The following is a 24,291-nucleotide window of genomic DNA, read 5'->3' on the forward strand; positions in this document are numbered from 1 at the left end:
AACTCCTAAAGCCATTGCACTTGTCATTAAAGCGTATAACTTTTTCTTCATGATTCCATTCCTCCAATTAATTGATTTTTTCAATATATTTTACTGCTTGATCAAACCGTCCTATCTGGCGATAGTGGTTTGACAGCATTTTGTAAAACCAAATTAATTCTTCACTCTTTCCATCGCTTTCCTCTAAATACGGAATTACTTTTGTTTCAGAGTAAGCAAGTGATTTTTCTGGTGACTCCAATGTCATTAAATAATAATTTGCTAGGATCCTATATTTACGGTTATCCGAGTCTTTTGCCAATTGATAAACTTCCTGGAATGCACCCATGGCCTTTTCAATACTTTCCATTTCATAAAAGATTTCCCCCATCGAATAAAGAGTTATTAAGTAATGTGGGGTTCCTTTGGTTTGAAGTGATAAACTTTTTTCAAAAAATACAATGGCTTCGGGAAAATTCTTCAATTTCTTTTGAAGATATCCCATGTTGTGATAGATCTCTGGCAACAATGTGTATTCTTTTAAAATTTCAGCGTTCCTAATTAGGTGTTTATAGCAGTCCTGAGCTTCTTCATAGATCTTTGAATGGGTATAATTAATTCCTAGTAACATCAGTACATGAAGTATTCTTTTGAAGTTATGTTCTTCCATAAATTCCTGCAAAGCCATTTTTCCATAGTAGATAGCATATCCTAAATCCTCCAGTGAGGTCTTAGCAAGAGCCCGATGATAAAGTAATTCTCCAGTTGATATTTCAATTTTAGATTCTCTGCTGATTGCATCTAGAATATTGTCTGCTTTCTTATAAACTCTCTTCTTTAATAACATTACAGCATAGAGATAGGAAAATAAAGCCAATTGAGGTTGGGAAAATATTTTCTTCTGTTTGTTCAGTAATTCGTACTGGGATTTTGCTTCTGTTAACATACCTTTGAAAATTAAATACCGAAATTTAGTAAGTTCATATGTATGTAGGTTTGTACTAAATGGAATGATTCCTTCAAACTCTGTTAACTTACTCATGACCTCAACTGCTTCTTCATCAAGGAAGTAATCAATCTTCTCGTTCACTTCACTTACCAGCTGCTTGATCTGCTCTTCGTTTTCGGTGATCGAGGCGAGGTTGACGCCAAGTCTTTCGAGCAGGAGACCCATTGTTTCTTCGTTTGCTTCCTTTGAATTGCTTTCGATCTTGCTAAGATGGGGAACTGAACATATGCCATTAGCCAGTTCCTTTTGCGTGAGCCCTTGCTGAATCCTGTAGAATTTAATTAGTGGTCCAAATTGCATACGTTCACCTACCGTTTTCTTTTTAATCTACCATCTTTTTAAACATTTTAAACAGTCCAAAAGAACTATTTTTATAAAATTCTATATTTTTTAAATTGTTTCTTAATATACTACACCATTCCATTAAATAAAGCCACCCGGATCAATCAACCCGGATGGCTGGCATAGTTGTTGTTTGTTAGACTATGAAATTACTTAACTCGTGGGAATCCAAAACCGGAAGCGTAGTCGTCTCCCGTAGCAGCACCCGTACCGCCTTTGATATCATAAAGCTTTGCGCGTCTCTGAATTTCCGAACGCAGCTGTGCGTTACTCCAAGACTTGTTTGAAGACCAAAGCTTCGCTGCAAGGCCTGCAATATGCGGAGTTGCCATTGAAGTACCGCTCATAGTCGCGTAGTTTCCATCTACTGCAGTTGAGTAGATGCTTCCGCCAGGAGCTGAAACTTCAACATCCTTTTCCTGGATGTAGTAGTCTCCATCCGTATTCGGGTTTCCGCGGGAAGAGAAGTTAGATACTCGGTGAGTACCGTTGACGAATGCGTTATCAAGTGACGCAACAGCGACGGCATTTACCAGTGCACCAGGGTATCCAATCGTATTGGCGTATGGACCGCTATTTCCAGCAGCAGCTACTACGAGGACACCTTTGCTGTATGCATAGTCAACAGCGCTGGCAATCATTGAATCCTTGCCGCTTGACCCAAGTGACATATTGATGACTACTTTTGAACCAGTACGTACTGCTTCATCAGCCGCATGGCGAATCGCACCTGCGATATCATCAGAGTAACCTGATCCATTGTCACCTAAAACTTTATATCCCCAAAGCTCAGCATCCGGTGCCACACCATAGATACCTGCTTTGTCGCTGCCGCCGTTTGCGACCGCTGTTCCAGCAACATGTGTACCGTGTCCTTGACGGTCAACACAAGAACCGTTAACCAGAGGTGTTGATTGTGTAAAGTCCTTACATTGTTCTACATTTCCGCTCAAGTCGATGTGGTTTCGATTGATCCCTGTATCAAGGACAGCAACTTTGATTCCATCTCCGCCCGTTGTCGATTGAATAGTACTGTCATTATAAATGGCCTCGATTCCCCATGGTGTCTGGTCTGATGGATAGGAAGCCTGGATGGTGTAATCACCCTTGCCATTTCCTTTTCCATTGCTTTCAACACGTGAATCAATAGAATGTTTTTCAACTTTTGATACTTTGAGATTCTTATTGTTCAATAAAGCCTGGTACTGTTTGCTGTTGACTTCAGCAGTAAATCCCTGGTTCCCGAAATCCCAACGCTTTCCATACTGATTTTCCACTTTCGCTTTCTCGGCACTCGGACCTTGAATCAAAACTCGATAAGTATCCTGGCTTTCTGATGTGGTGGCACCGAAAGCCCCTGTGGCAAACATTGAAACACCCATTGCCAAACTAAGTACAGCAGATCCGAGTATTCTTTTCTTCTTCATTCTTTTGCTCCTCTCGCCTACGAAAAATTTACAGCTGTCTTGGCTGCGAGTTAAGTATATTTCAAATTTTCGAACTATATCAACCGAAATCCATGCCTGCATCATTGGGAAAAATTAAGGCGAAAAAGCTTATCACACCGGGGATATGGCACAGATTTACCGGTAAATTTACCAGCTGATAAATCGAAATGATGCTTTGGATGGAATACATCTGGATGAGTTTCTACTATAAGAATACTAACTACGTAAGTTCGTCTTTTGGATGTTATATTAAAAATCCAGAATTGGAAATAAACTAGTTGGTCTTCTTGGGAAAACGCACATTTTTATACTCAATTAATGCAGTAATTTGTAAAAATATGAGGCGGAATTTGTCCTTTCCAGGTGCCTCTACATAATTGAATTGATTGCTTTACATTTACTTTGTACATTTCCAGATACACAAAAAACACTACGGTCTAATCGTAGTGTTCATTTTTTTGCTATTCATTTTTGGTTTTCCAACACTTGTAAAAGGATCAATAGACAGATTTTTTAAATGCTTTACTGAGACTGTTTAAAAAAGGTACATCCGGAACGGAGGCTGCAGAGTTAAGGTAAATTGCATGTGCAGGTTTTATTCCTATAATAGATGGAGCGAGCCCCATCAACTGCAATTCTTTTACAAGAGCAATGAAGGCTTCCACTCCCTCATTTGTTAATTCACCAACTCCATTAAAGTCGAATAAAATTTCCAGATAGGAGCCGTCCTGAGACATTTCCAGTATCCTGGTTCCGTTTTGGAGAATCAACTCATGGTCCAGATTACCAAATAACGGGACTAGTGCTGCACGGGTGGTCAGCCTGATGAAGGGACAAGAAAGATTCCTGATTTCATTAAGCGTTTTTTCAATTTGTTCTTTCTTCTCTAGGAGCTCGAGGTTGGTTTCAGCCAGGCGAACCCGATGTTTTTCGACAATCCTTTCCAATTCTGCCAGGCGGTGATCTTTTTCGATGCAAATCACATGGCATTCGTCTTGGTTCCACTTTACACTTATATCAAAAAGGGCGTAAGGAGATTCCTTCGTTTTCATGATGATTTCTCCTTCCGGCCTGCTCTCCGAATTTCCCAATATGTTTTTTAGTTTTCCTTGGCTTTCCCAGTCTGTCAAATCCAAAAAATTTGTACTGAAATCAAAAACGTCTGCGCTTTTATCTGAGAACTCAAGAATATCGAATTCTTTATTAATTAAAAAATACGGCTGAGGTAAAAATTTATGTTCCGACATTTGATCTCACTCCATTGGGTTGGTGTTCAAGCCAGTCGTTTACTTCATTCAGGCTTCTGAAAAATACCGTTCGGTCAGATCCATAACGCCGGAATTCATAACGCGTGACCAATCTTCCTCCAATAATGATTTGAGGTCGAAATGGCAGCTCTTCTAATTCTTTGATATAGGGACTAAGGTGTTCCGCATGGTAGAGAATTGAAAAAGATAAGCAGATGACCTCAGGCTTCCATTCATTCGCTGCTTTTTTCGCATAGTCTAGAGGAAGATTCGGTCCATGGAATCTTGTTTGCCATCCATGTTCTGCAAACAGTTGGCTAGCCATCTTAATTCCAAGGTAGTGCTGTTCATCCTCCACACACAGGAACATTGCTTTCCTATTGTGATTCGATGTACGATCTTCCCTTTTCTTATGCCAAAAATATTGGGCCAACAGGAAGTCGCAGGTAGAAGTGGCAAGGTGTTCGTCCGCTACAGTAATTTTGTTTGTCTCCCACAAATACCCGATGTGTGTCATGGCTTTTGTAAGAATGTTTTCATATATATGCAGGCTATCCGATCCAGAAACCCGTTCTTCATCTATTAAATGCCATGCTGCATCCTGGTTGCCCTGCAGCAGAAGCTGTGCAAGCTCTATCGCCTTCTCCATTCCATCACCTCTCATTCTATTCCCTGTTGCTTTCATCCCTCTGTAAAGAAAGGATCGCACAATCAAGCATACTGATGAATTCAGTGCTGCTCTCTTCTTCTTTCAAATTTGCAAAAGCTGCTTTCAGTCTTTCGAAATTATCAACTAAATGGTCGGTTTTCATTCCCCGGGAGGTCAGGATTCCATTGAGCCAATGAGCATAATCGATGAAATACTGATCTTCCCCCATAGAAAATGCTGTTTGCAAATATTTAATATGGTGTACATTATCTTCTTTGCATTTTTGCCTTCCCTGTTCCCCATATTTTTCAAGCAGGTTGGGATAATCTCGATAAATACCAGCGGTAACTTCTTCAATAATGTCTGTTACAATTGCTTGTTTCATTCTGCTACCACCTTAAACCGTCCGACCTTAGGACGGATTGTTGCCAGCTCCTGGTCTGGATAATTTTTTTCGAGCTCATGCACTTTCTTATAGGCATCGCTCGTTATATAGTTCAAATAACTTTCTTTTTTATCCCATGAAATCTGCACTGTAAGTTCTGCAGGTGATTGTTCGTTTTGAAGTAAATGGAAGGAAATGAACCCTTCATATTGGTCTACTAATCTTGATCTATTTTGATAGATGCCGATTACTTCATCGACTTTTCCTTCTGGTACTGTCACTGTCGAATGAACGATATACATGTATTCATCTCCCCTGCCAATATGGCAAAACATAGGTTCATTATACATATAAGGGAAGTCCATATCAAATAAGGCATTTGATTAGGGAAATAGAAAGCTATTATTCTATAGCAATTAGAAATCAAAAAGCCAGATGATGAAGCTATTATTCTATAGCAATTAGAAATCAAAAAGCCAGATGATGAATCCATCATCTGGCTACCATCTTATTGCTTTGCTGCTTTGGCGATTGCTTCAATTGCCTTTTGAATATCGTCTTCGGAAACATCGAAGTGGGTAACAAAACGGACGAAGGTTGGTCCAAAAGTTCCGGAAATGACTCCTTCTGTTTTTAGCTGGTCAACAAATTGACTTGAAGTGATGTTGAGACCTTCCACGTCTGCTACGATAATATTCGTTTCAGGCTGTCTCGCCAGCTTTAGACCTGGTATTTCTTCGATTGCTTCCGCTAAAACCTTGGCATTCCACTGATCTTCACCAAGCCTGTCCTTCATCTTGGTCAGTGCAATCAGACCTGGTGCTGCTATGACTCCAGCCTGTCTCATTCCGCCGCCCAGGCGCTTGCGCCACTTCCTCGCAGTATGGATAAACTTTTCACTGCCAGCAATGATCGACCCAACAGGAGCACCCAGCCCTTTTGAAAGGCAAATTTGGACGGTATCTGTGCTTTTGGAAAATTCTTTTACGTCGATACCTGCCGCAGCAGCTGCATTGAACAATCTTGCTCCATCCAGGTGGACGGGAACTTTGTTAGCCGAAGCAATACTATAAATCGCTTCCATATTGGCTGCAGGGACCACCGCTCCTCCAGCTCTGTTATGGGTATTTTCTATACAGATGAGTCCCGTCTCCGGATAATGGATGTCCTCTGTACGGATTGCCTGAAAAATATCTTTCGGATCCATTGCTCCCCTGCTTCCGGGAACTGTCCTTGTCTGGACTCCTGCAAGGGCAGCTACTGCACCTGATTCATAATAAAAAATATGCGATTCTTCTTCCAGCAAGATTTCCTGCCCCGGACGGCAATGGGTCAGGACAGCGATTTGATTCCCCTGGGTACCGCTGGTGACGAATAGAGCAGCTTCTTTCCCCAGGATTTCTGCTGCAGTTTCTTCCAATTCCCTTACAGTGGGATCTTCCTTGTAGACATCGTCACCCACTTCTGCGTTGTACATAGCTTTACGCATCTCTTCAGTTGGTTTGGTGACCGTATCACTTCTCAAATCAATCACAGTTATCCCCTCAATTCTATGTAAAAGTGTGTATTCCTATTGTACCAACACCTTCTTCAAAAAACTAACAGTTTTCTTTTAGGGAGCTTCGGGTAATTTTTCAATATCCAATCTATAGAGGAGGAATGCTGAATGCAAATAGAAAAGGTAATGACAAGAGATGTGGAATACTGCACACCAGATACGCCACTTCATGAGGTAGCAGCTAAAATGAAGGAACTTGATGTGGGGGTCATTCCGATTTGTGAGGGTGATCAGCTTACAGGGCTTGCAACGGATCGTGATATTGTCCTTAAAGCAGTAGCTCAAAATACCTCTCTGGATACCCCAATCTCTGAAGTGATGACAAACGATCCTGTTCGAGGTACTGTCCATATGACCGCACAGGAAGCTGCAGACCTTATGGCGGATGTGCAAATACGCCGACTGCCGATAGTTGAGGATGGAAAGTTGATTGGCATCGTTTCTTTGGGAGATCTAGCAGTCACCGAAAAGCTGGATGATGAAGCAGGACAAGCACTAGAAGAGATTTCAACTCCTTCAGAACCGCAGAAATAAAATAGGAAACCCGCCATCACTCTGAAATGTTCCTCTTCGGCAGTCGTTTAAGGGTGCTTTATAGCGGCAGCCCACTTTGAAAACGGCGGGTTCTTGTTATTCTGATATTTTCCGGAATTCCAGGCCTTTTTCCTTCATTAAATATTTCAATGCAGATTGGAAGGTTGAAAAGGCCTGGGCTTCTAATCTTATTCCACCAAGGACCATTCTCTTGACAAGTTCGGGATTTAAACCCACATAAAGGGTTCTAACGCCCATTAAGGACATGGAAGAAGCCATTTGATGCAATTCATGTCCTATTTCTTCGAGGCAGATATCTTCTACTCTATCCCCTGTTATATCTGTAAGATCGATAACAGCGTTTTCAATATCTTTATTTTTAATATAGCCCAGAAGTTTTTCTCTAATTTTGTCAAATCTCTCCGCGCGGATCAGCCCCGTTATCGGCACCAGAATTGTCTCAGGGACAATAGATGGAATGATTGGTGCCGACATTTCTGATATGATGGATTCATACTCTTGTATTTTCTCCTCTAGCTCCCTTAGTTTTTCAATTTCCAAGTGCTCAGTACCTCCTAAAACAACCGTTTTTTCTTAATCATAACTGAGCGAATACAGAAAAACCACTTCCAATACAGAAGCAGTCGGGTATATTTCTATAATGTTAATGTATGATACTGATTAAATGCATGATATCCTCGTAAATCTGTTCCTGAAATTCATCATCACAGCACCTGCTATAATCATCAATCAAGCGTCCAAGTTCCCTCAGAAAAATTAATTTTTCCTCTTCATCAATCATGGCTAATTCTCCTTAATAGGACAAAAGTCGCGTTTGTGGTTAAATTTAACATAATAATTTTAAGAAAACAAACAAAAACATTTCTGGAAGATACTATTATATTTTGTAAATATGGAGAAACTATGCATAATGCTTTGAAAAAAATGTGTAAGAGTTTTGAAAGGAGTCCTTATGTTACTGAATCTATTCAGGCTGGGTATGGTCGTGTTATCCTGGTCTTCTTTTCTGTTATATCCAAAACGGTCTTTCAAAAGATTTTTACCTGTAACCATTTTTGTGACTGCCCTTGTCAGCATCCTACTGATTTTGTCCAAGCCATTCCGATTATGGAAGGTAACAGGAGGTTTGGGCTCAAAGCTGGTCAATGACTTAGGCTTTACGCTTGGTCCCTTCTTTGCTGCGAACATGTGGGTATTCAAATTGGCTTATGGTAACATTTGGCAATACTTAGGAATCAACCTGGTGATTGATTACATACTTGCTTTTCCATTGAGTACGATTTTCAGAAAGCTAGATATTTACAGACTTGATCGCCTTCGCCCGAAGTATTTTTTCGTGATCATCTATTCTTTTGCGATCATGGCTTACGCCTTTCAATATTTCTTTAAAGAGCCAAAACGTTCGAAGTTTTTCTCATTTTAGATAATGAGAAAAAAAGGGCCCTCCGCCAAATCTTGACGGAAGGCTTTTTTCATTGCATTACTCAGCTGTTACATTTTCCATGACGAGCTTTACACCTTTTGTATTCTCAACATAATCAATGACTGGTTCAATTTCATTCCGAAGCTTCGGCGTTAATGGCAGCTCTTTTTCGTGCTCCCCGAACGTAAAGATTAATTTTTCCGGAGTCAAGGTACCCCCGTCGTTTTTATTGACCTGCTTCATAGCTGTCATTTCGTCCCAGTTGTATGGAGTTTCATCCAGCTTCAGAAGTTCATTGTAAAATAGGCCTGTTTTATCCATGTAGTAATAATTGTCGAGGCTCAAAAAAGTGCCAGCTGCCATGATTGATAACGTGATTACGGAAGCAATCGTTAAATTCAAGCTGCGTTTTTTGGACTCATCTGTTTTAAACAGATAAACAGCTATAACGATCAAGAGGACAGGAATGATCAGGAATACCGATACCATGGTGATATAGGAAGACATCGGGCTGGCAAAAAACCAGTGTGATCTTTTCAAGTAAAACGATTGGTGGATAAAAGTAACGATGAATATTCCAATAGGTACAGCAGCAAAGAATAATATCACGGCTGCAGTGATTAACAAGCTGCCTGCACGGTCTGCATTATGTGCGTTCAAATAAATGATCCCCTTTTTTTATCTAATATCTATATCTCCATAATTTATTCTTCGTTAAGTAAAATATTTCCTTCCAGAAAAGGAAAATAGTCTAGAAACGTGGACAATTTTTTAGCCGCCATAAAAAAAGCCGGAGAATTCACTCCAGCTTTGATCCTCTTTATTTTCTTAAATTTTCTTTATCCTTCATTCTATTCTGCTGATCGGGAACCCTGCCCTGGTCACGAAACTCATCAACCTTCTTGGCGTTTCCCAGCTTTTCTTGTTCATATTCAACCAGGCTCTGCTTTTTTTGTTGTCTTCCATCTCGTTTCCCTCCTTTGACAGTATGTTTTCCTTTTCCCCCAAGATGCCCTGGCAAACATCATGATGTTGGAAAAGATTATTTCAAAAAATGTATAAAAACAGCTAGTACTTGATGTTTACTTTTTTTCCTATGTTGGTAAATGACTATACAGCTGTTTTATTTCTTTTGTTCATAAAAATCCCGGTATCCAACCAATAGCTCCTGATTCAGGATTGCCCATACACACAGCAAAGTTAACTGACCGGACAGCAAGAAATACTAACTGGAAAGGAAAATGCAAAGATGAGAGAAATTACGGTAACTGTTGATTTGAAAGGTAAAAACTATTTAACAAATGTGATCGCTGATCACGATACTTCTGAAGAAGAGATTGTGGAAATGGCCAGGAAACAAGTGATGAAGCAATGGGCCGTGTAAGCATGGAAAAGGATGTCCCTTAATATCTCGGGACATCCTTTTTTATGTGAAAATTTCAAGTGATTGGACGGTCTATTTATTTGGAGAGAAATTACGAGGCAAGATGAAAATCATTCATCTTCGTATAATTCGATGGGTAACCCGTCAGGATCCGCAAAAAAAGTAAATCGCTTATGGGTGACAGGATCCACTCTGATTGGCTCAACAGATACTCCATGCGACTTAAGAGAATCCGCGGATGAGACTAGATCTTGTACTGAAAAAGCGAGATGCCTCAGTCCGGCTGCTTCTGGATAGCTTGGCCGTTCCGGGACATCCGGAAAAGAAAAAAGCTCGATTTGGCAGTGGCTGCCTATTCCTAAATCCAATTTGTACGAGTTCCGTTCTTTCCGGTATACTTCCGAGATTACCTTGAGGCCAAGTATATTGATATAGAAATCCTTCGACCTTTCATAATCAGAACAAATGACTGCGATATGATGAATCTTGGTTAATTTCATATTTGCACCTGTTATCTTGCCCACTTGGTAATGGTAATTCTCGTGCCTGCTCCCGGCATGGTGTCGATGTCAAAGGTATCCATTAATCGTTTTACACCAGGAAGTCCTGCACCTAGTCCGCCAGAAGTTGAAAAGCCATCCTGCAAGACCATTCTGACATCACTAATACCTGGTCCTTCATCGAATGCGGAAATCTGAATCCCTCTTCTTCCATTCTCTTCAAGAACGTTTATCGTGATTTGCCCAGTGCCTGCATACAGGTAAATATTTCTTGCCAGCTCAGAAATCGCTGTCGTGATCCTTGCCTGATCCACACCGCCAAATTGAAGGTCTTTCGAAACTTCCCTTCCTTTTTGGCGGGCCAGCACTATATCGAATTCATTGTTTATATTGATCACAATTGGTTCTGTCATATGGCTAACCCTCTAAATATTGGCTTAATATCGAAATTCCTTGTTCAAGATCAAGGGCTGTATGGACATTTTCCAATGTTATGCCTAATTCAATCAAAGTAATCGCCACTGCAGGCTGGATCCCTGTAAGCACTGCTTTAGTGCCCATCAAGCTGGTCATGACAATGACATCCCCCAGGACCTTTGCGATAAAGGAATCAATCATATCGACAGATGTCAGGTCGATGACAACACCTTTTGCTCCAGTATCTTTGATTTTATTTAACAGATCCTCCTGGAATGTAAGCACTGTCTGATCATCGAGCTCTACCTGAATTGAAACCAATAAATAGTCTTTTAATTTTAAAATAGGAATTCTCACTTTTCTTATGCCTCCAAATCATTAAACTCACCAGAATTCACTATGTACAAATAAATTAAACTTACATGCACGTTAGCAAATAAGATTTTAATTGGATTATACGCTATAAACAAAGCTGTTTACAAATTAAAAGCAGTATTTTCTTCCTCTTAAGTACAAATTAAAATATAAATAAAAAAACCTCCATAAAGGAGGTTTTGAATAGTTAAATCAGGGGTATAGGTTTAAAAACTAAATTAAAATGTTGTTTTTGCACCTAGGTAACGAGTCTTCCAGTAAGAATTATTCATGTCGCTAATTTCTACACCTCTTGAGGAACCTGCGTGAATGAACTTGCCATCTCCCAGATAGATTCCTGCATGAGATGGGCCTGGTTTATAAGTTTCAAAGAATACAAGGTCCCCTACGCGTGGAGATGATACAGGTTTTGTTGCATTCCAGATTGTCTCAACTGTACGCGGAATAGAGATTCCAACCTTTGCATAAACATAGTTCAGGTAACCAGAGCAATCAAATCCTGATGGAGTGCTTCCAGCCCATACATAAGGAACACCGATGTATTTTTTTGCCTCGGTAATGAGTGCGTTCACCTTAGTATTCGAAGCATAAGTAGCTACTACCGGAGCAGTTGCAGTGGATACATTCGTTGCCACAGGAGTAGTTGCCGAGCCGGACAGCTTCAGGACTTGTCCAGGGTAAATCAAATCAGAAGTCAAATTATTGATAGATTTTAACTGTGATAGCGATAAATTATGGCGAGCAGCAATTGTTGACAGGTTGTCCCCGCTTTTGACTGTGTAAGTAGCGGCTGTGCTAGTTGTCACTGCAGTCGTTGCTGCAGGAGCAGATCCGGAAACCTTCAATCTTTGTCTTGGATGGATGACATCAGATGTCAAACCGTTCAAGGATTTCAACGCGCTGATAGTCATTCCGTATTGTTTTGATATTCCCCATAAAGTATCGCCTGACTTCACGACGTAGATGGTATCAGATGAACTTGTGCTTGTTGTCGTACTTGTCGTGTGACTGTGTGGAGCAAGAACCGATAGTTTTTGATTTACATAGATGGTTGAACTTGATAGATTATTCCAGCTTTGAATATCTTTTATAGCAACACTATATGTTTGTGATAGTTTCCATAAAGAATCACCAGATTGTACAGTATGATATTTTTCATGTGCACTTGCTGAACCATTGAATGATGTAAATAAAATTCCGGCAGTTGCAGCCACCGTCAAAAGCTGTTTTTTCATGTTAGAGCAACTCCTTTGTTTTTGTTACAAATTAATAGTAGAGTTTCCTAAACTTATTTTGAATCTATAAATTTTGGTTTCATAGGAATAGTTTTCCTATGGTAATAATTACGTTTTCATGACAAAAAAGAGCCATAAACCTTGTATTTACAGGTTTTAAAGGCTCTTTTTTCCTTTTATTCCATACGATTTGTAACATTGCTGAAATATAAGCTTAATCCTTCTGTAATTTTTACAGTATATGTAACTATACCCAATTGGTTATTCTGACAAGGGATAAAAGAACTAATTCGATGAAATAAAGATGAACTTTTGAAACAGGGGGACGGTTCTTGTGTTTTAAAACACAAGAACCGTCCCCTGTTTTTATAGATTCTTTTTGATTAACTGATTTGCCAGCTGGTCGACCTGCTGTCCTTCACCGGATTGTTTGGCTGCGGAAGCGATCTGGTTGATGATCTGGCTGCTTTCGGGATTTGTTGAATTTGTTGCGTGATTCCCTGCCTGCTGATGCGTCGCGTTTGGAGTTAATCCGGAAGTGATTTCCTTTGCGAATTCAGTGATACCAGCAGCCATTGGCTTGTTGAACGTTGCACCCATATTGCTGTTTTGGAAAAGCTGCCTCATTCCGCCCATTCGATTTCGTAACAGATAGGCAGCAGCGGCACTTGCTGCAACTCCCATCAACGAATAGGTCATGGAACGGTTTCTCCTTCTTCTATATCCGAACGTTTGCATTAAATTCTGTGGAATATTTGATCTCATTAACGCTGAAATCCATGCGGATGTATTCATTCGGCAGCACCCCTTTTTAGATTAGAGAAGCAAAATTACCTCTCCATTAGTTAGTATTTGGTTTCTCCCGGCTGCTATTCCGGGAAAAGCTGACAAACTGGGCTGCCTATTCACTAAGGAATGGTTTTATTTTCTGAATGGCACTTTGAAGCTTTGTCGCATTCTTATTATACATTTTCTTAGCATCCGGAGATTCAGTTTCAAGGGAAAATAATTCCAAATCTGCCTGGCATTTATTAAGCATGGCCAGCAAAAGCTTCCGAGGCTGCGGGGAAGGTACCTGAAGTTGGTCATCATACACATCAATTGTCAGCTTCCCGTAAGAATCGACTTCTGCTATGAAAACATTATCAAGCGTAACTCCTAAGTTTGCCAGTTCAACATCCAGCCAACCTCTGTTTTTCCCTGCTGCGGTCAATTGGTCATTCAGTACATTTCCATCCATTACGACCGTATAGGATTCCTTTTCCGGAGAGACAGCCAAATTGAGGTCCTTTGCAGTTAATGGCTGCAATTCTTTCTTGAGTAACACACTCAAATCACCTTTTGGCTCTAGGACCGCGAATTCTACATCGGCAGTTCTGAATACATTTTTTTGACGTAATAGAGAATTCAAATCATCGATTGTATATTTTTCTTTCTTTAAATTTTCTTCAAGGACCTTACCATCTTTTATGATGACAGTTGCCTTTCCTTCCATTATGTCTCGAACCTTCTTGCTTTTAATACCGATTACGTCATGCAAATATGTAAATGTTCCAAAAATGGCGATGGCCAGGACGCCGTGGAACAAGTTACCATCAAGCCCCATGATGACTTCTCCTGCGATACTTCCAATCGTGATACCTGAAACATATTCAAAAAAGGACAATTCGGCGAGCTGCTTCTTCCCCCCTATTTTTGTGATAGCAAACAATGTAACAACAAATAATACGGAGGAAACAAGAATATGTGTATAATCGTTCATTTCCTCACCTCCTAGTTCTTATATTGAGGCTCTTCGATTTCGATTTGCATTTTTCTTTTTTTAAGGTCTGCCTTGATTTCTCCGATCACGAGCATCGTTTCATGAAAAGCTTTGCTCGCTTCAGGCACTGATGTATTAAGTGCCAATGAAGACAATTGTGCTTCGATTCCTTTAAGGGTTGATAAGCATTGGTTCACATTTGCAGCTACTGTCATTTCCGTCACCTCTTATATAGGAAAAGGGCGGGTTTCCCCTGCCCTCCTTATGTTTACTGTTTATATTGTGGTTCCTCTTGTTCAATCTGCTGCAGGCGCGGCTGGATGCTGTCAATGATTGCCTGCGTTTGCTGCGCAGCCGTCTGATAAAGCTGTTTAGCCTGTTGATTTTCTGTACCGAGAGCAAAGGTTTCCAGACTTGCCTGAGCGCTTTTTAAACCAGCAATAGTTTGTTTCACTTGAGCTCCAACTGTCATCTTGAGTTCCCTTCTTTCCAATTAATTATGGTACTGTTTTATTATTTCAAGGAGAAAAAAAATTATTCGTGATTATCGAAATGGAAGTAACCGTTGCGGTGCAAAAAAAGCCAGGGGCCCCTCACAGAAGCCTCTGGCAATTATTCCTCATTATTCATGACGATGATGCGAGTATGATAAAGAACGTATCCATTTGCCCACTTAGCTCGTATTTCCATCGCATAATCACCCGAAGCAACTTTGGATTTCTCCAATTTTAGAGGGTAGCCTTTCAACTCTTTATAAGCAAGCATTCCCGTTTCAATGTCCCAAAGATAATATGTAACAGATTCGGGAGTTTGTTCAAACAAAAGCTTTACGTTATCCGAAGGATCAACCAAAATCGGCTCCGTTTCTTTTACCATAATTATCGGGTCAGATTGAGTATCGGCCGCAGCGGCACGGCCCCATTTTTTCAATGAGTATGTAACAGGTTCGACCTCTACCGCTTGTTCTTGGACAATCACTTCCAGTTCTGGAGGCTTTGGCTGATATCTTGTATATAAAGTCCAGATCGAAATAAAGAACATGATCAAGAAAGCCATCATGGCCCATTGAAAAGACTTTTTCACTCCCCATCCCCCATCCCGGAAGTTTAATGCAATCAATTATTTAGACGGTGACATTCATGGAGAAGTTTCAATTTTTTCTGAATTTTTTCGTTAATAAGAACCCGTTATCTACATTCCAAACTGCTCCACCCGTTGTGTATTATGTAACATTCCTTACAGACTAAAAAAACTCCTTACTCTATAATCAAATTATATTTTTCAAGGAAGTTTGGTGATGTTTATGCATAGTGTTGGAAAGGGAGAATATCCTGGCACAATAGATTTTAACGAATATCCATACATAGTCATTTGGGAAGTAACAAGAGCTTGTCAGTTGAAATGTGTACATTGCCGGGCTGATGCACAAAATACGCCTGATCCGCGGGAATTGACATCGGAAGAAGGCTTCAAGCTGATTGATGAGATTTATGAAATGAACAATCCAATGCTTGTCTTTACCGGGGGCGATTGCATGATGCGCGAGGATTTGTTTGATCTCGCAGAATATGCAGTAAAAAAAGGGATGCGTGTTTCAATGACTCCCAGTGCAACCGACAATGTGACGAAAGAAAGAATGGAGCGTGCCAAGGAAGTGGGTTTATCGAGATGGGCATTCAGCCTGGATGGCCCTACCCCCGAAGTTCATGACCATTTCCGCGGTACACCGGGTTCATTCGATCTTACTATTGAAAAGGTGAGATACCTCAATGAATTGAACATGCCTCTTCAGTTAAATACAGTCATCTCCAAGTATAATTATGGATACCTCGAGCAAATGGCTGAATTGATGAAGGACCTGAAAGTGGTGATGTGGTACATCTTCCTGCTTGTACCAACAGGGCGCGGACAGCTGGATGCCTGCCTGTCACCAGCAGAGCATGAAAAGGTTTTCCAGTGGCTCTATGAACTGAGCAAAACCGCCCCCTATGATATTAAAACGACTGCTGCCCAGCATTATCGACGTGTTGTCTTCCAGCAAAAAACAAGAGAAAACATTGTCAATAAGGGTGATATTCGCTATGAGGACACGTTGACAAAGGATATGGCATCTGTGATTGACGGGCTGAAACGAGCTCCTAAGGGAGTGAACGATGGCAATGGTTTTGTGTTCATTTCACATACCGGAGATGTAATGCCTTCAGGATTGCTTCCACTTGTTGGCGGGAATGTACGAGAAAAATCATTGGCAGATATTTATCGCCACTCACAAATTTTCATGGACCTGCGCAGTCCGGATCAATACAAAGGTAAATGCGGAGTTTGTGAATTTCGCTATGTCTGTGGAGGGTCACGTTCCAGAACGTATGCTGTAACGGGAGACTATATGGAAAGTGAGCCATTCTGCGTATATATCCCACAGGCAATTCGTAAAAAAACGGCGAAAGTATAAAGATGAAAGGACGGTTTCCTTCAAAGGAACTGTCCTTTCTTTTTTGACACTTTGGTGACAACGTGAAAACTGTGATAAAAAGCACGGTGTCCAGCACTTATCAGGTTTTACAATAAAGGTAACGAAAGGATGGTGCAAACATGACAATCTTGATTGATCAACACGCATACAAATGGTTTGAAAAGGAATTTGATACACCAAAGCCGTTTTACATCCGCCTTTACCCTCAATATGCCGGGTTTGGTGACAAGAACAAGGGTTACAGCTTAGCTTTCGCACTTGAAACTCCTGCCATTGCCGCCCAGCAGCAAGAAATCGATGGAATCACATTTTATGTAGAATCCAACGACATATGGTTTTTTGATGACACTGATGTGGAAATCAAGTTTAATGATCATGATGGGGAAATTTTCGCAGCATATACTGAACATCAATAATAGTAGAGATTAGAGCCCCAGGTTTCCCTGAGGCTCTTTCTTTACATTTCCTTTGGAGACTGAATTCCCAGCAACCTTAACCCTTCCTCCAAAACAATGCTGACAGATTGTACAACAGCCAGCCGTGTCAACCGTTCTTCGTTTTCCTCCAGAATCCGAACTTCACCATAATATTTATTGAAAGCCTGGGCTAGGTCCAGCACATATTTGGCAATCTGGGACGGATCATTTTTTTCATGTGCTCTTTTGACAGCATTGGGGAATTCGGCGAGCTCTGTGATGACCGGCCACTCTGAAATCCCATTTATGGGACCTTCACAGGAAACTGTCAACTCCCCTGCTTTCCTCAGCAGCGACTGTGCTCTTGCATTCGTGTATTGAACGTATGGACCCGTTTCCCCTTCGACTTTTAACATGTCCTCAAGTGAAAACTCGATGTCATTCATCCTGAAATTTTTGAGGTCATGGAAAATGATTGCTCCGACTCCCACTATTTTTGCTGTATCTTCTTTCGTTGCCAGCTCAGGATTTTTTTCTTCAATATTGAGCCTTGCCAGCTCAATTGACTCATTGAGGACATCCTCCAATAAAATAACTTTCCCTTTGCGAGTGGACATCTTCTTTCCATCCTTCAGCATCATCCCAAAAGGAATGTGGACAAGGTCCTGTGCCCACGTTAAGTCCATCTTCTCTAAAACAGCTTTTAGCTGTTTAAAATGAAGCGTTTGCTCGTTACCCACGATATAAAGTGATTTTATGAATCCATATTCATCATGCCGGAACTTTGCGGCAGCCAAATCACGAGTAGCATACAATGTCGCCCCATCCGATTTTTTGATCAGGCATGGCGGAAGATCTTCTTTTTCAAGCTTGACGACCTGGGCACAATCCGATTCTTCAAGCAGCGCCTTTTCTTCCAGGAGTTCGACAATCTTATCCATCTTGTCATTATAAAAGGCCTCGCCAGCGAAAGAATCAAATTCAACCCTCATTAAATCGTAAATCTTTTTGAATTCCTTTAGCGACTCTTCCCTGAACCATTCCCACAACTGAAGGGCTTCCTGGTCATCGTTTTCCAGCCTTCTGAACCAGTCTCTCCCTTCTTGCTCAAGCTGTGGATTTGCTCCTGCTTCTTCATGAAATTTCACGTATAATGCAAGAAGTTCCTTTATCGGATTTTCTTTTACTGTTTCCTCTGAGCCCCAAAGCTTATAAGCCTTAATCAGCTTGCCAAATTGAGTGCCCCAATCGCCAAGGTGATTTATTTTGACTGGCTTGTATCCGCTTTTTTTGTAGATTAATGCCAATGAATTGCCAATTACTGTGGATCGCAAATGCCCCATTGAAAAAGGCTTCGCAATATTGGGTGAGGAGAGGTCAATCGTTACAATCCCATTTCCGCCAATATCAAAATCACCGTATTTTTCCTTTTTATCAAGGATCTCTTTTAAAACTTTTTTCGCTGTCATTGATTTATTTAGAAATGCATTCACATACCCACCAGCAGAAACAATTCGTTCGAACGATTCACCACTGATGTCCTGGAGCTGCTTGCTTAATCCTTCAGCTATGACAACCGGAGACTTCTTCATTACTTTTGCCAGCTGGAAGCATGGGAAAGCCAGGTCACCCTGGTTCATGAATCGAGGTTTTTCAATGATTGGTTCAATTTCTGATGATGACATAAATCCATCCAGTACCGAAGCGATTTTTTCAGCGTAATCTTTGACATAATTCATGGGTAAGACCTCCTCTTCAAAATAAAAAAACTCCCGCCTCTAAAAAAGAGACGAGAGTTTAATCCCGCGGTACCACTCTAATTGTTCCCACCAGGAGAACCTTCTTACATTGATAACGGAAGTTCTTTCCGGCCCGCCCTACTGATTTCAGGCATGCATCTACAAAGTGCGCTTCACTATGTCATTGCACCAGGCTTTCACCATCCCCGGTTCGCTTTAGCTAGATTGACATAACTACTCTCTTTGTCATCGATTCGATATTTTTACCATTATATACAAAAGACCACTTAGGATTCAATCATTATGTTAAAATCAAGCTAGTATCAAATTCCTGGATGGACCGATTGTACTCATCACAGCGTTCCATGAAGTTTCCGCCAGTGTAATCTCCAATGACTTTCCGCCAGAAGCTTCTTGCCGGCTCGTTTTTCTCCACCTGGGTAATTTGCCATTTGCCAGGGAACTCACCAAAAAGCTGGACAGCTGCCATCTTGCCAAAACCCCGGCGGTAAAATTTCCTCAGGATAAAAAACTCTAGAATGACGTTAGGTTCCCCACTCTCCAACATGGCGAATCCGGCGAGTTCGCCATCGTTTACAAGGAAAAAAGCATGCAAATCAAGCTCGCTCCAATACGGCTTCAAATCAAAAGGAGCATAACTTCCGTTTTCCTCGAGTTTGATTTCCTGGAACACGGTAAACTCGTAAATATAAAATTGGATCAGATTCTGAAGTGTTGCTTCATCCTCCTGTTTCACCCGAACTAAGTCAATCACATGAATTCCCCTTTTAGTTTTTATTTAAAAGAACTATTCGCCATTTTAGTTAATTATCCTTTTTCAACGTGAAATCTTATTCATCCCTGTTGAGATAGGTAAATTCATAATTGATCTCTTTGCCTTCTTTTGTAATGCTGACGACGATATTTCCATCTGTTGATATGAAAGTGTAAGAAGATCCTCCACCTTCTGCCTGCTTCCATTCCGGCGTTGATTTTATCTTTTCGATGTAGTCCCTGAGGCTATCTGGATTCATTTCCTCCCACTCATACTTTTCTGTAAGATTGGTGATTTCTATCGGCCTTAATCCTACCGGGAACGGTAAATCCCCGTAACCATGAGTGACGTATAGGGTCCCTTCATGCTTGAACGGCCGCGGTTCATGGAAGTCGAGCGTTGCAATGAACTGGAAAATCTCTGCGTACTCGAGCTTTGGATAATCAAAGCTGAAATGCATCGTATTTTTTCCGGCTTCCACGAAGAAATGGTAACGCAAACTTACCTCCATCATCTTTATGTGTTCGATATATAACGTTGTTGAATATGGAAAATCCTCCAGTTTCTTTTCGACATACATTGCTTGTGAGTTGATGATCTTCTCCTTTTGTTCAGCTGTCACATAATTCGCAGCGCCAACCTGCAGCTGTGCCCCATCTTTATAGAAGGCAAAACCATCCTCCGTTTCCTCAACCAACACAGAATCCAGCTCCGTTGTAAAAGCTTCCTGGTTTTCAGCCAGGGAGCCCCCGGGCGAACGACTTGTTTGAGGAGTGATGCTTTGCAATTGAACTAAGAGACCAGCTGAGATCAAAATGAACATGGTAGTCAAAAGAATATGCTTCAGTTCGAAGATTGGATTTTTCCTCTTACTGGAGAGTTGGTTCCGGATGGATGAGAGGATTTTATTCCTCATTTTGATTTTTACAGCCTCACCAGGAGAAACGTTCTTCAGCAATTCCCATTGCTCTTCAGAATGTTTGTTCAAAATGCCCGCCTCCTTCCATGGCATTCATCTTTTTAAGAGTCGTTAACCCTCTTGACAATGTCTTGCGAATTTTTGTTTCCGACCAGCCGAGAATTTCTGCGATTTCCTTCGTAGAACATTCCTCGATCTTTTTTAGCGTAATGACCAACCGGTAATCAGGCTTGAGTTTCTGGATTGCTTCAAGCATAAATTCGATGGTTTCCTTGTTCTCAATATATTCTTCCACATTGAACGGGGACGCAAAGTCATGTTCAGATGAAAATAGCGATAACACCTTCCTCCGCTTTCTCCTCCTGATCTCATCCATCACAATATGCTTTGCAATGCTGAACAGCCAGGTTTTAATATTCGATCTGTGCTCAAACCGGTCAAAAGCCATATAGGCCCTCAAGAATGTGTCATGCACAAAATCCTCACAGCACTCCCGATCCCCCAGCATGTAAAAAATGAACCGGTAGATATCTTTATAGTACAGTTCGTACCATTGCATGACCTGTTGTTCCTTCATCTGGCCGCTTATGTTCCCCACCTCATTCCCACTCTCTGAACATCAGTCGTATTGGATGTAAAAGTGTGACACTTTTTTCTGAATAGGTAAATCTACTAGTTTCTCTATTATTTTAAAAAGGGCTCCCCAATTTTCGTATTCTATGATACAAGCTGATGCTTGTCTGATATTTTCACATAAGATGTTGTTGTAAGGTTCGGATCTTACCTATCTTCTTCAAGGAAGGGGGTGGAGAGATGTTAATCACTGCGATCATTGTTCTTTTGCTGGCACTTGCATTAGTCGTTGCGATCTTGTTGAATCAGGAAGCTTTAGTCGGTGTTCTTTACAATTGCATCGGCGAAGTCATCAACGCTGACAATGGTGCTGCTTAATCTCTTTGAAAGATTTGAGACCTGAAGACCCTTACAGTCTCCCTGGCCATACCGGTAATGGCCAGGGAAAACAATTTAAACAAAATACCAGGAAAGGATGATCAACGTGCAAGGTAATGAACAGAAGCTTGACCTTGAAAGGTTAAAAAATGATCCCTCATTAGAAGAAGTACTAAAATTAACACAATCCTTGTTTAGCAATTTGCCAGATACAAAAAGCGTTCAGTCAACTCAAAAGACCCCCGTACAAAATGACCTGAATAAAGAAGCTGTCGACAGCCTGTTGAAAACAGCCAAGACAATCGTGAACCCAACCACACTAAGTCTGTTATCGAATTCATTCAATCAGGCTGGAACAACAAAAACAATTGAAAAACCTACCTCTTTCTCAAAGCAAAAGGTCGAACTACTTGAAGATGATCTCAATAGGGTTAAAAGAGAATTAATAGAAACACAGTCTCTTTTAGCAGAAACCAATCAGCATCTAAAGGAACTTGAAACGGAAATAGCATTTCTCAAACGCCGGAGGAGACGCTGAAATGTGCAGGTGAAAAGTCCTTCATAAAGTTTTATGAAGGACTGGATTTTTTTTCTGTAATGTAAACTTTGAAACAAGTATTCACGAATACGTTCACTGCTTTTCTTATAAAAGTGATATCAACAAATAGATCGCTGTCCCCCACATAATCACGGCTGATATTTTATTTATAACCTTTAAGAAACCGGCGGATTGCCCCAGCCTGCCTATGCTTCTGCCGACGTAGGCTAGTGAGAAAAACCAAACCCAGGAAGTGGCTATACACGCAAAGGCAAATGCGATCTTCTCAACGCCAGCGTACGTTATCGAACTTGTGCCAATAACTCCTACCGTGTCCATGATGGCATGCGGATTCAGCAACGAAACGGACGCGGCGAATATAATCTGTTTCTTTGGGGGAAATGCTGCTCCTTGATCAGACGACTGAGCAGGCTTGCTCTTCCACGTTACGCAGCCCATATAGAACAGGAAAATGATCCCCGCCGCTACCAATCCCTGATAAAGCCAAGCAATCTGCAGGACAAGAACTGATACGCCCAAAACTGCCAGAGTGATCAACAAAGTATCGCTTAGCGAGGCAGTCAGGACAACAGGAAGTGCCCTTCTGTACTTAGTATGTAATGCGCCTTGATTGAAAACAAAAACGTTTTGAACGCCTAAAGGCAGGATCAATCCAAACGCCAGGATAAACCCGTGAAAACTTGCTGTTAACATAGAATTCAATTCATTTTAACCCCTCACCCAAAAATTCACTCTACTATAATTCGTTTTTCGTTTTTAAAATCCTTTTTTAATTGCGAAATTCGATTTGGTCTTATTGTTGGGGCATTTTTTTATCAACGGGGAATATATCCTTCTCAACGGGGAATAAAACTGGGACAACGGGGAATAAAACGTCATCAACGGGGAATATCCAGGACGGAACGGGGAATAAAATCTAGATTTCACAGAATGTCCATTTTTCAAGATCATTAACGCAGGGTTTCTGCGCAGTTTTATAGAATAACTGCTAAAAAGTAACTAAGGGAGTGGTATTTTGATAAGAAAAGAAAGAGGATATCCCATTCGGCTTCGGATGTACGAGACCATTTTAAAAAGAATTGTGGACCATCATCTAAAACTCCAGCAAATCGAGCAAGATTATAATGGATGGCGGTCGGGTTATAAAGGTGAGCTGAAGACTGACTATCGCTTAAGCTTTTTACCTGAAAAAGGTTACGATATTTTCAGGGATTTACGACTTCCAGACGGTACATGGTATTTCCAAATGGACACCCTCATATTAACCCTACGCTATATTCTTCTCATTGAAACCAAAAACCACTCTGGCACGCTCTTCTTCGATAAAGAATCCCAACAGATGATCCAAACGAAAGATGAAAAGGAAAAAGCATATGAATGTCCCGTCCTCCAAGTGAAAATGCAATCCTGGCATTTAAGAAGATGGATGATTGAACACAAATTTGCAATCCCCCCTATCTTTCATCTCGTTGTCATCAGCAACCCAAATACAATCATTAAGTCGAATAATCCCCAACTGTATAATACTGTTGTCAAAGGTGATGTGTTATTAAATCGAGTACAACAAATTGACCAGAAAAATTCAAAAGAAGTTTTTACTGCAAAAGAGCTAAAAAAATTGTCAAATATGCTTTTGAAAAAGCATACGCCTCAGCATCCGGATTTATTAAAGTTTTACTCCTTGACTGATGAGGATTTCCATAAAGGTGTTGAGTGTCCAGCTTGTTCTTCTTTTGGAATGTTCCGGGAAAAGTGGCATTGGATGTGCCCTCACTGTGGCCATACCTCAAAATCCGCTCATTATGGAGCCATAATGGATCACTTTCTTCTGTACAAACCCACGATGACGAACCAAGAGTTCAGGGACATTGCGAAAATTGATTCACTCAAGTCCGCAAACCGCATGTTATCTTTCATGAACCTACCCGCCACCGGTATAAATAAAGGGCGGATCTACCATATGCCTGCTGACATAGATACATTTTTTACTTTTCCCAAAATTTAACCCCCAACTATATGCTAAAAGGCCAAAGGTTAGTCATGGCTTTGTCATAATTTTTGAGTATGGTCATTATAGTAGCTCTGGTATCTCTCCTTTAAATGGGAGCTTATATAAAGGATAATCTCGGTTTAACGAGAATTATTAAAACATGAAGTTAAGGAGGTTAGCAGTTTGCTAAGTGAAACATTG

The 24,291-nt window shown here is 40.8% G+C and carries 32 protein-coding genes and 1 other annotated feature; of the genes, 8 read left to right on the forward strand and 24 right to left on the reverse strand.

The genetic code is table 11. The features are described 5' to 3' along the window. Positions 1-67 precede the first annotated feature (67 nt). The 7 genes from EJA10_RS17055 to ltaE all read right to left on the reverse strand — a co-directional run bounded on the left by EJA10_RS17055 (position 68) and on the right by ltaE (position 6,593). Positions 68-1,288, reverse strand: coding sequence for a tetratricopeptide repeat protein (locus EJA10_RS17055; protein ID WP_125481232.1), 1,221 nt, complete (start codon positions 1,286-1,288; stop codon positions 68-70). Positions 1,289-1,479: 191 nt separating this feature from the next. Continuing rightward, entirely contained in the window at positions 1,480-2,757 is a 1,278-nt protein-coding gene (locus tag EJA10_RS17060; protein ID WP_125481233.1) for a S8 family peptidase, read from the reverse strand. Positions 2,758-3,275: 518 nt separating this feature from the next. Further along, positions 3,276-3,830 carry an STAS domain-containing protein gene (locus EJA10_RS17065; protein WP_125481234.1) on the reverse strand — a complete coding sequence of 185 codons (555 nt, stop codon included), beginning with the start codon at positions 3,828-3,830 and terminating at the stop codon, positions 3,276-3,278. Positions 3,831-4,011: 181 nt separating this feature from the next. Continuing rightward, on the reverse strand, positions 4,012-4,674 hold the full coding sequence (locus tag EJA10_RS17070; RefSeq protein ID WP_125481235.1) for a cobalamin B12-binding domain-containing protein: 663 nt from the start codon (positions 4,672-4,674) through the stop codon (positions 4,012-4,014). A 16-nt stretch (positions 4,675-4,690) separates the two neighbouring features. Beyond that, on the reverse strand, positions 4,691-5,059 hold the full coding sequence (locus EJA10_RS17075) for a globin family protein (RefSeq protein WP_125481236.1): 369 nt from the start codon (positions 5,057-5,059) through the stop codon (positions 4,691-4,693). After that, positions 5,056-5,361, reverse strand: a complete 306-nt coding sequence (locus tag EJA10_RS17080) for an antibiotic biosynthesis monooxygenase family protein (protein WP_125481237.1) — start codon at positions 5,359-5,361, stop codon at positions 5,056-5,058. Before EJA10_RS17080 ends, EJA10_RS17075 begins: the two co-directional genes overlap by 4 nt. Positions 5,362-5,567: 206 nt before the next feature. Next, complete coding sequence (gene ltaE, locus EJA10_RS17085; RefSeq protein WP_125481238.1) at positions 5,568-6,593, reverse strand: low-specificity L-threonine aldolase; 1,026 nt, start codon at positions 6,591-6,593, stop codon at positions 5,568-5,570. Positions 6,594-6,725: 132 nt separating this feature from the next. Here ltaE and EJA10_RS17090 point away from each other — a divergent pair, with 132 nt between their 5' ends. Next, on the forward strand, positions 6,726-7,151 hold the full coding sequence (locus tag EJA10_RS17090) for a CBS domain-containing protein (protein ID WP_125481239.1): 426 nt from the start codon (positions 6,726-6,728) through the stop codon (positions 7,149-7,151). A 96-nt stretch (positions 7,152-7,247) separates the two neighbouring features. On the opposite strand, the gene EJA10_RS17095 is transcribed toward EJA10_RS17090, so the two are convergent. Continuing rightward, positions 7,248-7,712, reverse strand: coding sequence for an STAS domain-containing protein (locus tag EJA10_RS17095; RefSeq protein WP_125481240.1), 465 nt, complete (start codon positions 7,710-7,712; stop codon positions 7,248-7,250). A gap of 103 nt (positions 7,713-7,815) precedes the next feature. Further along, positions 7,816-7,953, reverse strand: coding sequence for a hypothetical protein (locus EJA10_RS23480; protein WP_170169171.1), 138 nt, complete (start codon positions 7,951-7,953; stop codon positions 7,816-7,818). Positions 7,954-8,124: 171 nt separating this feature from the next. On the opposite strand from EJA10_RS23480, the gene EJA10_RS17100 reads away from it, so the two are divergent. Continuing rightward, complete coding sequence (locus tag EJA10_RS17100) at positions 8,125-8,595, forward strand: hypothetical protein (RefSeq protein ID WP_125481241.1); 471 nt, start codon at positions 8,125-8,127, stop codon at positions 8,593-8,595. A gap of 57 nt (positions 8,596-8,652) precedes the next feature. Here EJA10_RS17100 and EJA10_RS17105 read toward each other — a convergent pair whose 3' ends face one another. After that, on the reverse strand, positions 8,653-9,255 hold the full coding sequence (locus EJA10_RS17105) for a hypothetical protein (protein ID WP_125481242.1): 603 nt from the start codon (positions 9,253-9,255) through the stop codon (positions 8,653-8,655). Positions 9,256-9,844: 589 nt separating this feature from the next. On the opposite strand from EJA10_RS17105, the gene EJA10_RS17110 reads away from it, so the two are divergent. Then, entirely contained in the window at positions 9,845-9,979 is a 135-nt protein-coding gene (locus EJA10_RS17110; protein WP_125481243.1) for a BA3454 family stress response protein, read from the forward strand. A 110-nt stretch (positions 9,980-10,089) separates the two neighbouring features. Here the strand turns inward: EJA10_RS17110 and gloA2 are convergent, their stop codons facing one another. The 9 genes from gloA2 to EJA10_RS17155 form a co-directional block, all read right to left on the reverse strand. Then, a complete protein-coding gene (gene gloA2, locus EJA10_RS17115) occupies positions 10,090-10,479 on the reverse strand; it encodes an SMU1112c/YaeR family gloxylase I-like metalloprotein (protein WP_125481244.1) in 390 nt (129 codons plus the stop codon). A gap of 11 nt (positions 10,480-10,490) precedes the next feature. Beyond that, entirely contained in the window at positions 10,491-10,892 is a 402-nt protein-coding gene (locus EJA10_RS17120) for an anti-sigma regulatory factor (RefSeq protein WP_125481245.1), read from the reverse strand. 4 nt (positions 10,893-10,896) lie between these two features. Further along, entirely contained in the window at positions 10,897-11,262 is a 366-nt protein-coding gene (locus EJA10_RS17125) for an STAS domain-containing protein (protein ID WP_125481246.1), read from the reverse strand. Between the two features lie 227 nt (positions 11,263-11,489). Next, positions 11,490-12,506, reverse strand: a complete 1,017-nt coding sequence (locus EJA10_RS17130) for a C40 family peptidase (RefSeq protein ID WP_125481247.1) — start codon at positions 12,504-12,506, stop codon at positions 11,490-11,492. A 366-nt stretch (positions 12,507-12,872) separates the two neighbouring features. Continuing rightward, entirely contained in the window at positions 12,873-13,205 is a 333-nt protein-coding gene (locus EJA10_RS17135) for a hypothetical protein (protein WP_125481248.1), read from the reverse strand. A gap of 202 nt (positions 13,206-13,407) precedes the next feature. Next, a complete protein-coding gene (locus EJA10_RS17140) occupies positions 13,408-14,268 on the reverse strand; it encodes a DUF421 domain-containing protein (protein WP_125481249.1) in 861 nt (286 codons plus the stop codon). An 11-nt stretch (positions 14,269-14,279) separates the two neighbouring features. Next, positions 14,280-14,483 carry a DUF1657 domain-containing protein gene (locus EJA10_RS17145; protein ID WP_125481250.1) on the reverse strand — a complete coding sequence of 68 codons (204 nt, stop codon included), beginning with the start codon at positions 14,481-14,483 and terminating at the stop codon, positions 14,280-14,282. A 53-nt stretch (positions 14,484-14,536) separates the two neighbouring features. Continuing rightward, a complete protein-coding gene (locus EJA10_RS17150) occupies positions 14,537-14,740 on the reverse strand; it encodes a DUF1657 domain-containing protein (RefSeq protein WP_125481251.1) in 204 nt (67 codons plus the stop codon). A gap of 140 nt (positions 14,741-14,880) precedes the next feature. Beyond that, positions 14,881-15,351: a hypothetical protein gene (locus EJA10_RS17155; RefSeq protein ID WP_125481252.1), complete on the reverse strand. Its 471-nt coding sequence runs from the start codon at positions 15,349-15,351 to the stop codon at positions 14,881-14,883. Between the two features lie 214 nt (positions 15,352-15,565). Here EJA10_RS17155 and EJA10_RS17160 point away from each other — a divergent pair, with 214 nt between their 5' ends. Both EJA10_RS17160 and EJA10_RS17165 read left to right on the forward strand, forming a co-directional pair. Continuing rightward, on the forward strand, positions 15,566-16,720 hold the full coding sequence (locus EJA10_RS17160; protein WP_125481253.1) for a TIGR04053 family radical SAM/SPASM domain-containing protein: 1,155 nt from the start codon (positions 15,566-15,568) through the stop codon (positions 16,718-16,720). 140 nt (positions 16,721-16,860) lie between these two features. Then, a complete protein-coding gene (locus EJA10_RS17165) occupies positions 16,861-17,157 on the forward strand; it encodes a HesB/YadR/YfhF family protein (RefSeq protein WP_125481254.1) in 297 nt (98 codons plus the stop codon). A 41-nt stretch (positions 17,158-17,198) separates the two neighbouring features. On the opposite strand, the gene argS is transcribed toward EJA10_RS17165, so the two are convergent. The 4 genes from argS to EJA10_RS17185 all read right to left on the reverse strand — a co-directional run bounded on the left by argS (position 17,199) and on the right by EJA10_RS17185 (position 21,188). Then, the gene (gene argS, locus EJA10_RS17170) at positions 17,199-18,896 is read right to left on the reverse strand and encodes an arginine--tRNA ligase (protein WP_125481255.1); all 1,698 of its coding nucleotides are present in this window, start codon (positions 18,894-18,896) and stop codon (positions 17,199-17,201) included. A 43-nt stretch (positions 18,897-18,939) separates the two neighbouring features. Beyond that, positions 18,940-19,155 (reverse strand) — a binding site (T-box leader). 42 nt (positions 19,156-19,197) lie between these two features. Next, positions 19,198-19,671, reverse strand: coding sequence for a GNAT family N-acetyltransferase (locus EJA10_RS17175; RefSeq protein ID WP_125481256.1), 474 nt, complete (start codon positions 19,669-19,671; stop codon positions 19,198-19,200). 76 nt (positions 19,672-19,747) lie between these two features. Beyond that, positions 19,748-20,659, reverse strand: coding sequence for a hypothetical protein (locus EJA10_RS17180; protein ID WP_125481257.1), 912 nt, complete (start codon positions 20,657-20,659; stop codon positions 19,748-19,750). Beyond that, positions 20,643-21,188, reverse strand: a complete 546-nt coding sequence (locus EJA10_RS17185) for an RNA polymerase sigma factor (protein ID WP_246017832.1) — start codon at positions 21,186-21,188, stop codon at positions 20,643-20,645. Before EJA10_RS17185 ends, EJA10_RS17180 begins: the two co-directional genes overlap by 17 nt. Positions 21,189-21,403: 215 nt before the next feature. Between EJA10_RS17185 and EJA10_RS23485 the strand changes: the two genes are divergently transcribed. Next, a complete protein-coding gene (locus EJA10_RS23485; protein ID WP_170169172.1) occupies positions 21,404-21,541 on the forward strand; it encodes a hypothetical protein in 138 nt (45 codons plus the stop codon). 106 nt (positions 21,542-21,647) lie between these two features. Beyond that, complete coding sequence (locus EJA10_RS23490; RefSeq protein WP_170169173.1) at positions 21,648-22,079, forward strand: hypothetical protein; 432 nt, start codon at positions 21,648-21,650, stop codon at positions 22,077-22,079. Positions 22,080-22,184: 105 nt separating this feature from the next. Here the strand turns inward: EJA10_RS23490 and EJA10_RS17195 are convergent, their stop codons facing one another. Continuing rightward, positions 22,185-22,793: a LysE/ArgO family amino acid transporter gene (locus tag EJA10_RS17195; RefSeq protein WP_125481315.1), complete on the reverse strand. Its 609-nt coding sequence runs from the start codon at positions 22,791-22,793 to the stop codon at positions 22,185-22,187. 322 nt (positions 22,794-23,115) lie between these two features. Between EJA10_RS17195 and EJA10_RS17200 the strand changes: the two genes are divergently transcribed. Continuing rightward, positions 23,116-24,105: a nuclease-related domain-containing protein gene (locus EJA10_RS17200; RefSeq protein ID WP_125481258.1), complete on the forward strand. Its 990-nt coding sequence runs from the start codon at positions 23,116-23,118 to the stop codon at positions 24,103-24,105. The last annotated feature ends 186 nt before the right edge of the window (positions 24,106-24,291 follow it).

It is taken from the genome of Mesobacillus subterraneus (genome assembly GCF_003937825.1).
In the GTDB taxonomy this organism is placed as follows: Bacteria; Bacillota; Bacilli; order Bacillales; family Cytobacillaceae; genus Mesobacillus; species Mesobacillus subterraneus.

Bases quoted from the DNA above. Each gene is read 5' to 3' on its own strand.
- EJA10_RS17055 (WP_125481232.1), bottom strand. From the start codon at position 1,288: ATGCAATTTGGACCACTAATTAAATTCTACAGGATTCAGCAAGGGCTC.
- EJA10_RS17060 (WP_125481233.1), bottom strand. From the start codon at position 2,757: ATGAAGAAGAAAAGAATACTCGGATCTGCTGTACTTAGTTTGGCAATG.
- EJA10_RS17065 (WP_125481234.1), bottom strand. From the start codon at position 3,830: ATGAAAACGAAGGAATCTCCTTACGCCCTTTTTGATATAAGTGTAAAG.
- EJA10_RS17070 (WP_125481235.1), bottom strand. From the start codon at position 4,674: ATGGAGAAGGCGATAGAGCTTGCACAGCTTCTGCTGCAGGGCAACCAG.
- EJA10_RS17075 (WP_125481236.1), bottom strand. From the start codon at position 5,059: ATGAAACAAGCAATTGTAACAGACATTATTGAAGAAGTTACCGCTGGT.
- EJA10_RS17080 (WP_125481237.1), bottom strand. From the start codon at position 5,361: ATGTATATCGTTCATTCGACAGTGACAGTACCAGAAGGAAAAGTCGAT.
- EJA10_RS17090 (WP_125481239.1), top strand. From the start codon at position 6,726: ATGCAAATAGAAAAGGTAATGACAAGAGATGTGGAATACTGCACACCA.
- EJA10_RS23480 (WP_170169171.1), bottom strand. From the start codon at position 7,953: ATGATTGATGAAGAGGAAAAATTAATTTTTCTGAGGGAACTTGGACGC.
- EJA10_RS17100 (WP_125481241.1), top strand. From the start codon at position 8,125: ATGTTACTGAATCTATTCAGGCTGGGTATGGTCGTGTTATCCTGGTCT.
- EJA10_RS17110 (WP_125481243.1), top strand. From the start codon at position 9,845: ATGAGAGAAATTACGGTAACTGTTGATTTGAAAGGTAAAAACTATTTA.
- gloA2 (WP_125481244.1), bottom strand. From the start codon at position 10,479: ATGAAATTAACCAAGATTCATCATATCGCAGTCATTTGTTCTGATTAT.
- EJA10_RS17120 (WP_125481245.1), bottom strand. From the start codon at position 10,892: ATGACAGAACCAATTGTGATCAATATAAACAATGAATTCGATATAGTG.
- EJA10_RS17130 (WP_125481247.1), bottom strand. From the start codon at position 12,506: ATGAAAAAACAGCTTTTGACGGTGGCTGCAACTGCCGGAATTTTATTT.
- EJA10_RS17135 (WP_125481248.1), bottom strand. From the start codon at position 13,205: ATGACCTATTCGTTGATGGGAGTTGCAGCAAGTGCCGCTGCTGCCTAT.
- EJA10_RS17140 (WP_125481249.1), bottom strand. From the start codon at position 14,268: ATGAACGATTATACACATATTCTTGTTTCCTCCGTATTATTTGTTGTT.
- EJA10_RS17145 (WP_125481250.1), bottom strand. From the start codon at position 14,483: ATGACAGTAGCTGCAAATGTGAACCAATGCTTATCAACCCTTAAAGGA.
- EJA10_RS17150 (WP_125481251.1), bottom strand. From the start codon at position 14,740: ATGACAGTTGGAGCTCAAGTGAAACAAACTATTGCTGGTTTAAAAAGC.
- EJA10_RS17160 (WP_125481253.1), top strand. From the start codon at position 15,566: ATGTTTATGCATAGTGTTGGAAAGGGAGAATATCCTGGCACAATAGAT.
- EJA10_RS17165 (WP_125481254.1), top strand. From the start codon at position 16,861: ATGACAATCTTGATTGATCAACACGCATACAAATGGTTTGAAAAGGAA.
- argS (WP_125481255.1), bottom strand. From the start codon at position 18,896: ATGAATTATGTCAAAGATTACGCTGAAAAAATCGCTTCGGTACTGGAT.
- EJA10_RS23485 (WP_170169172.1), top strand. From the start codon at position 21,404: ATGTTAATCACTGCGATCATTGTTCTTTTGCTGGCACTTGCATTAGTC.
- EJA10_RS17195 (WP_125481315.1), bottom strand. From the start codon at position 22,793: ATGTTAACAGCAAGTTTTCACGGGTTTATCCTGGCGTTTGGATTGATC.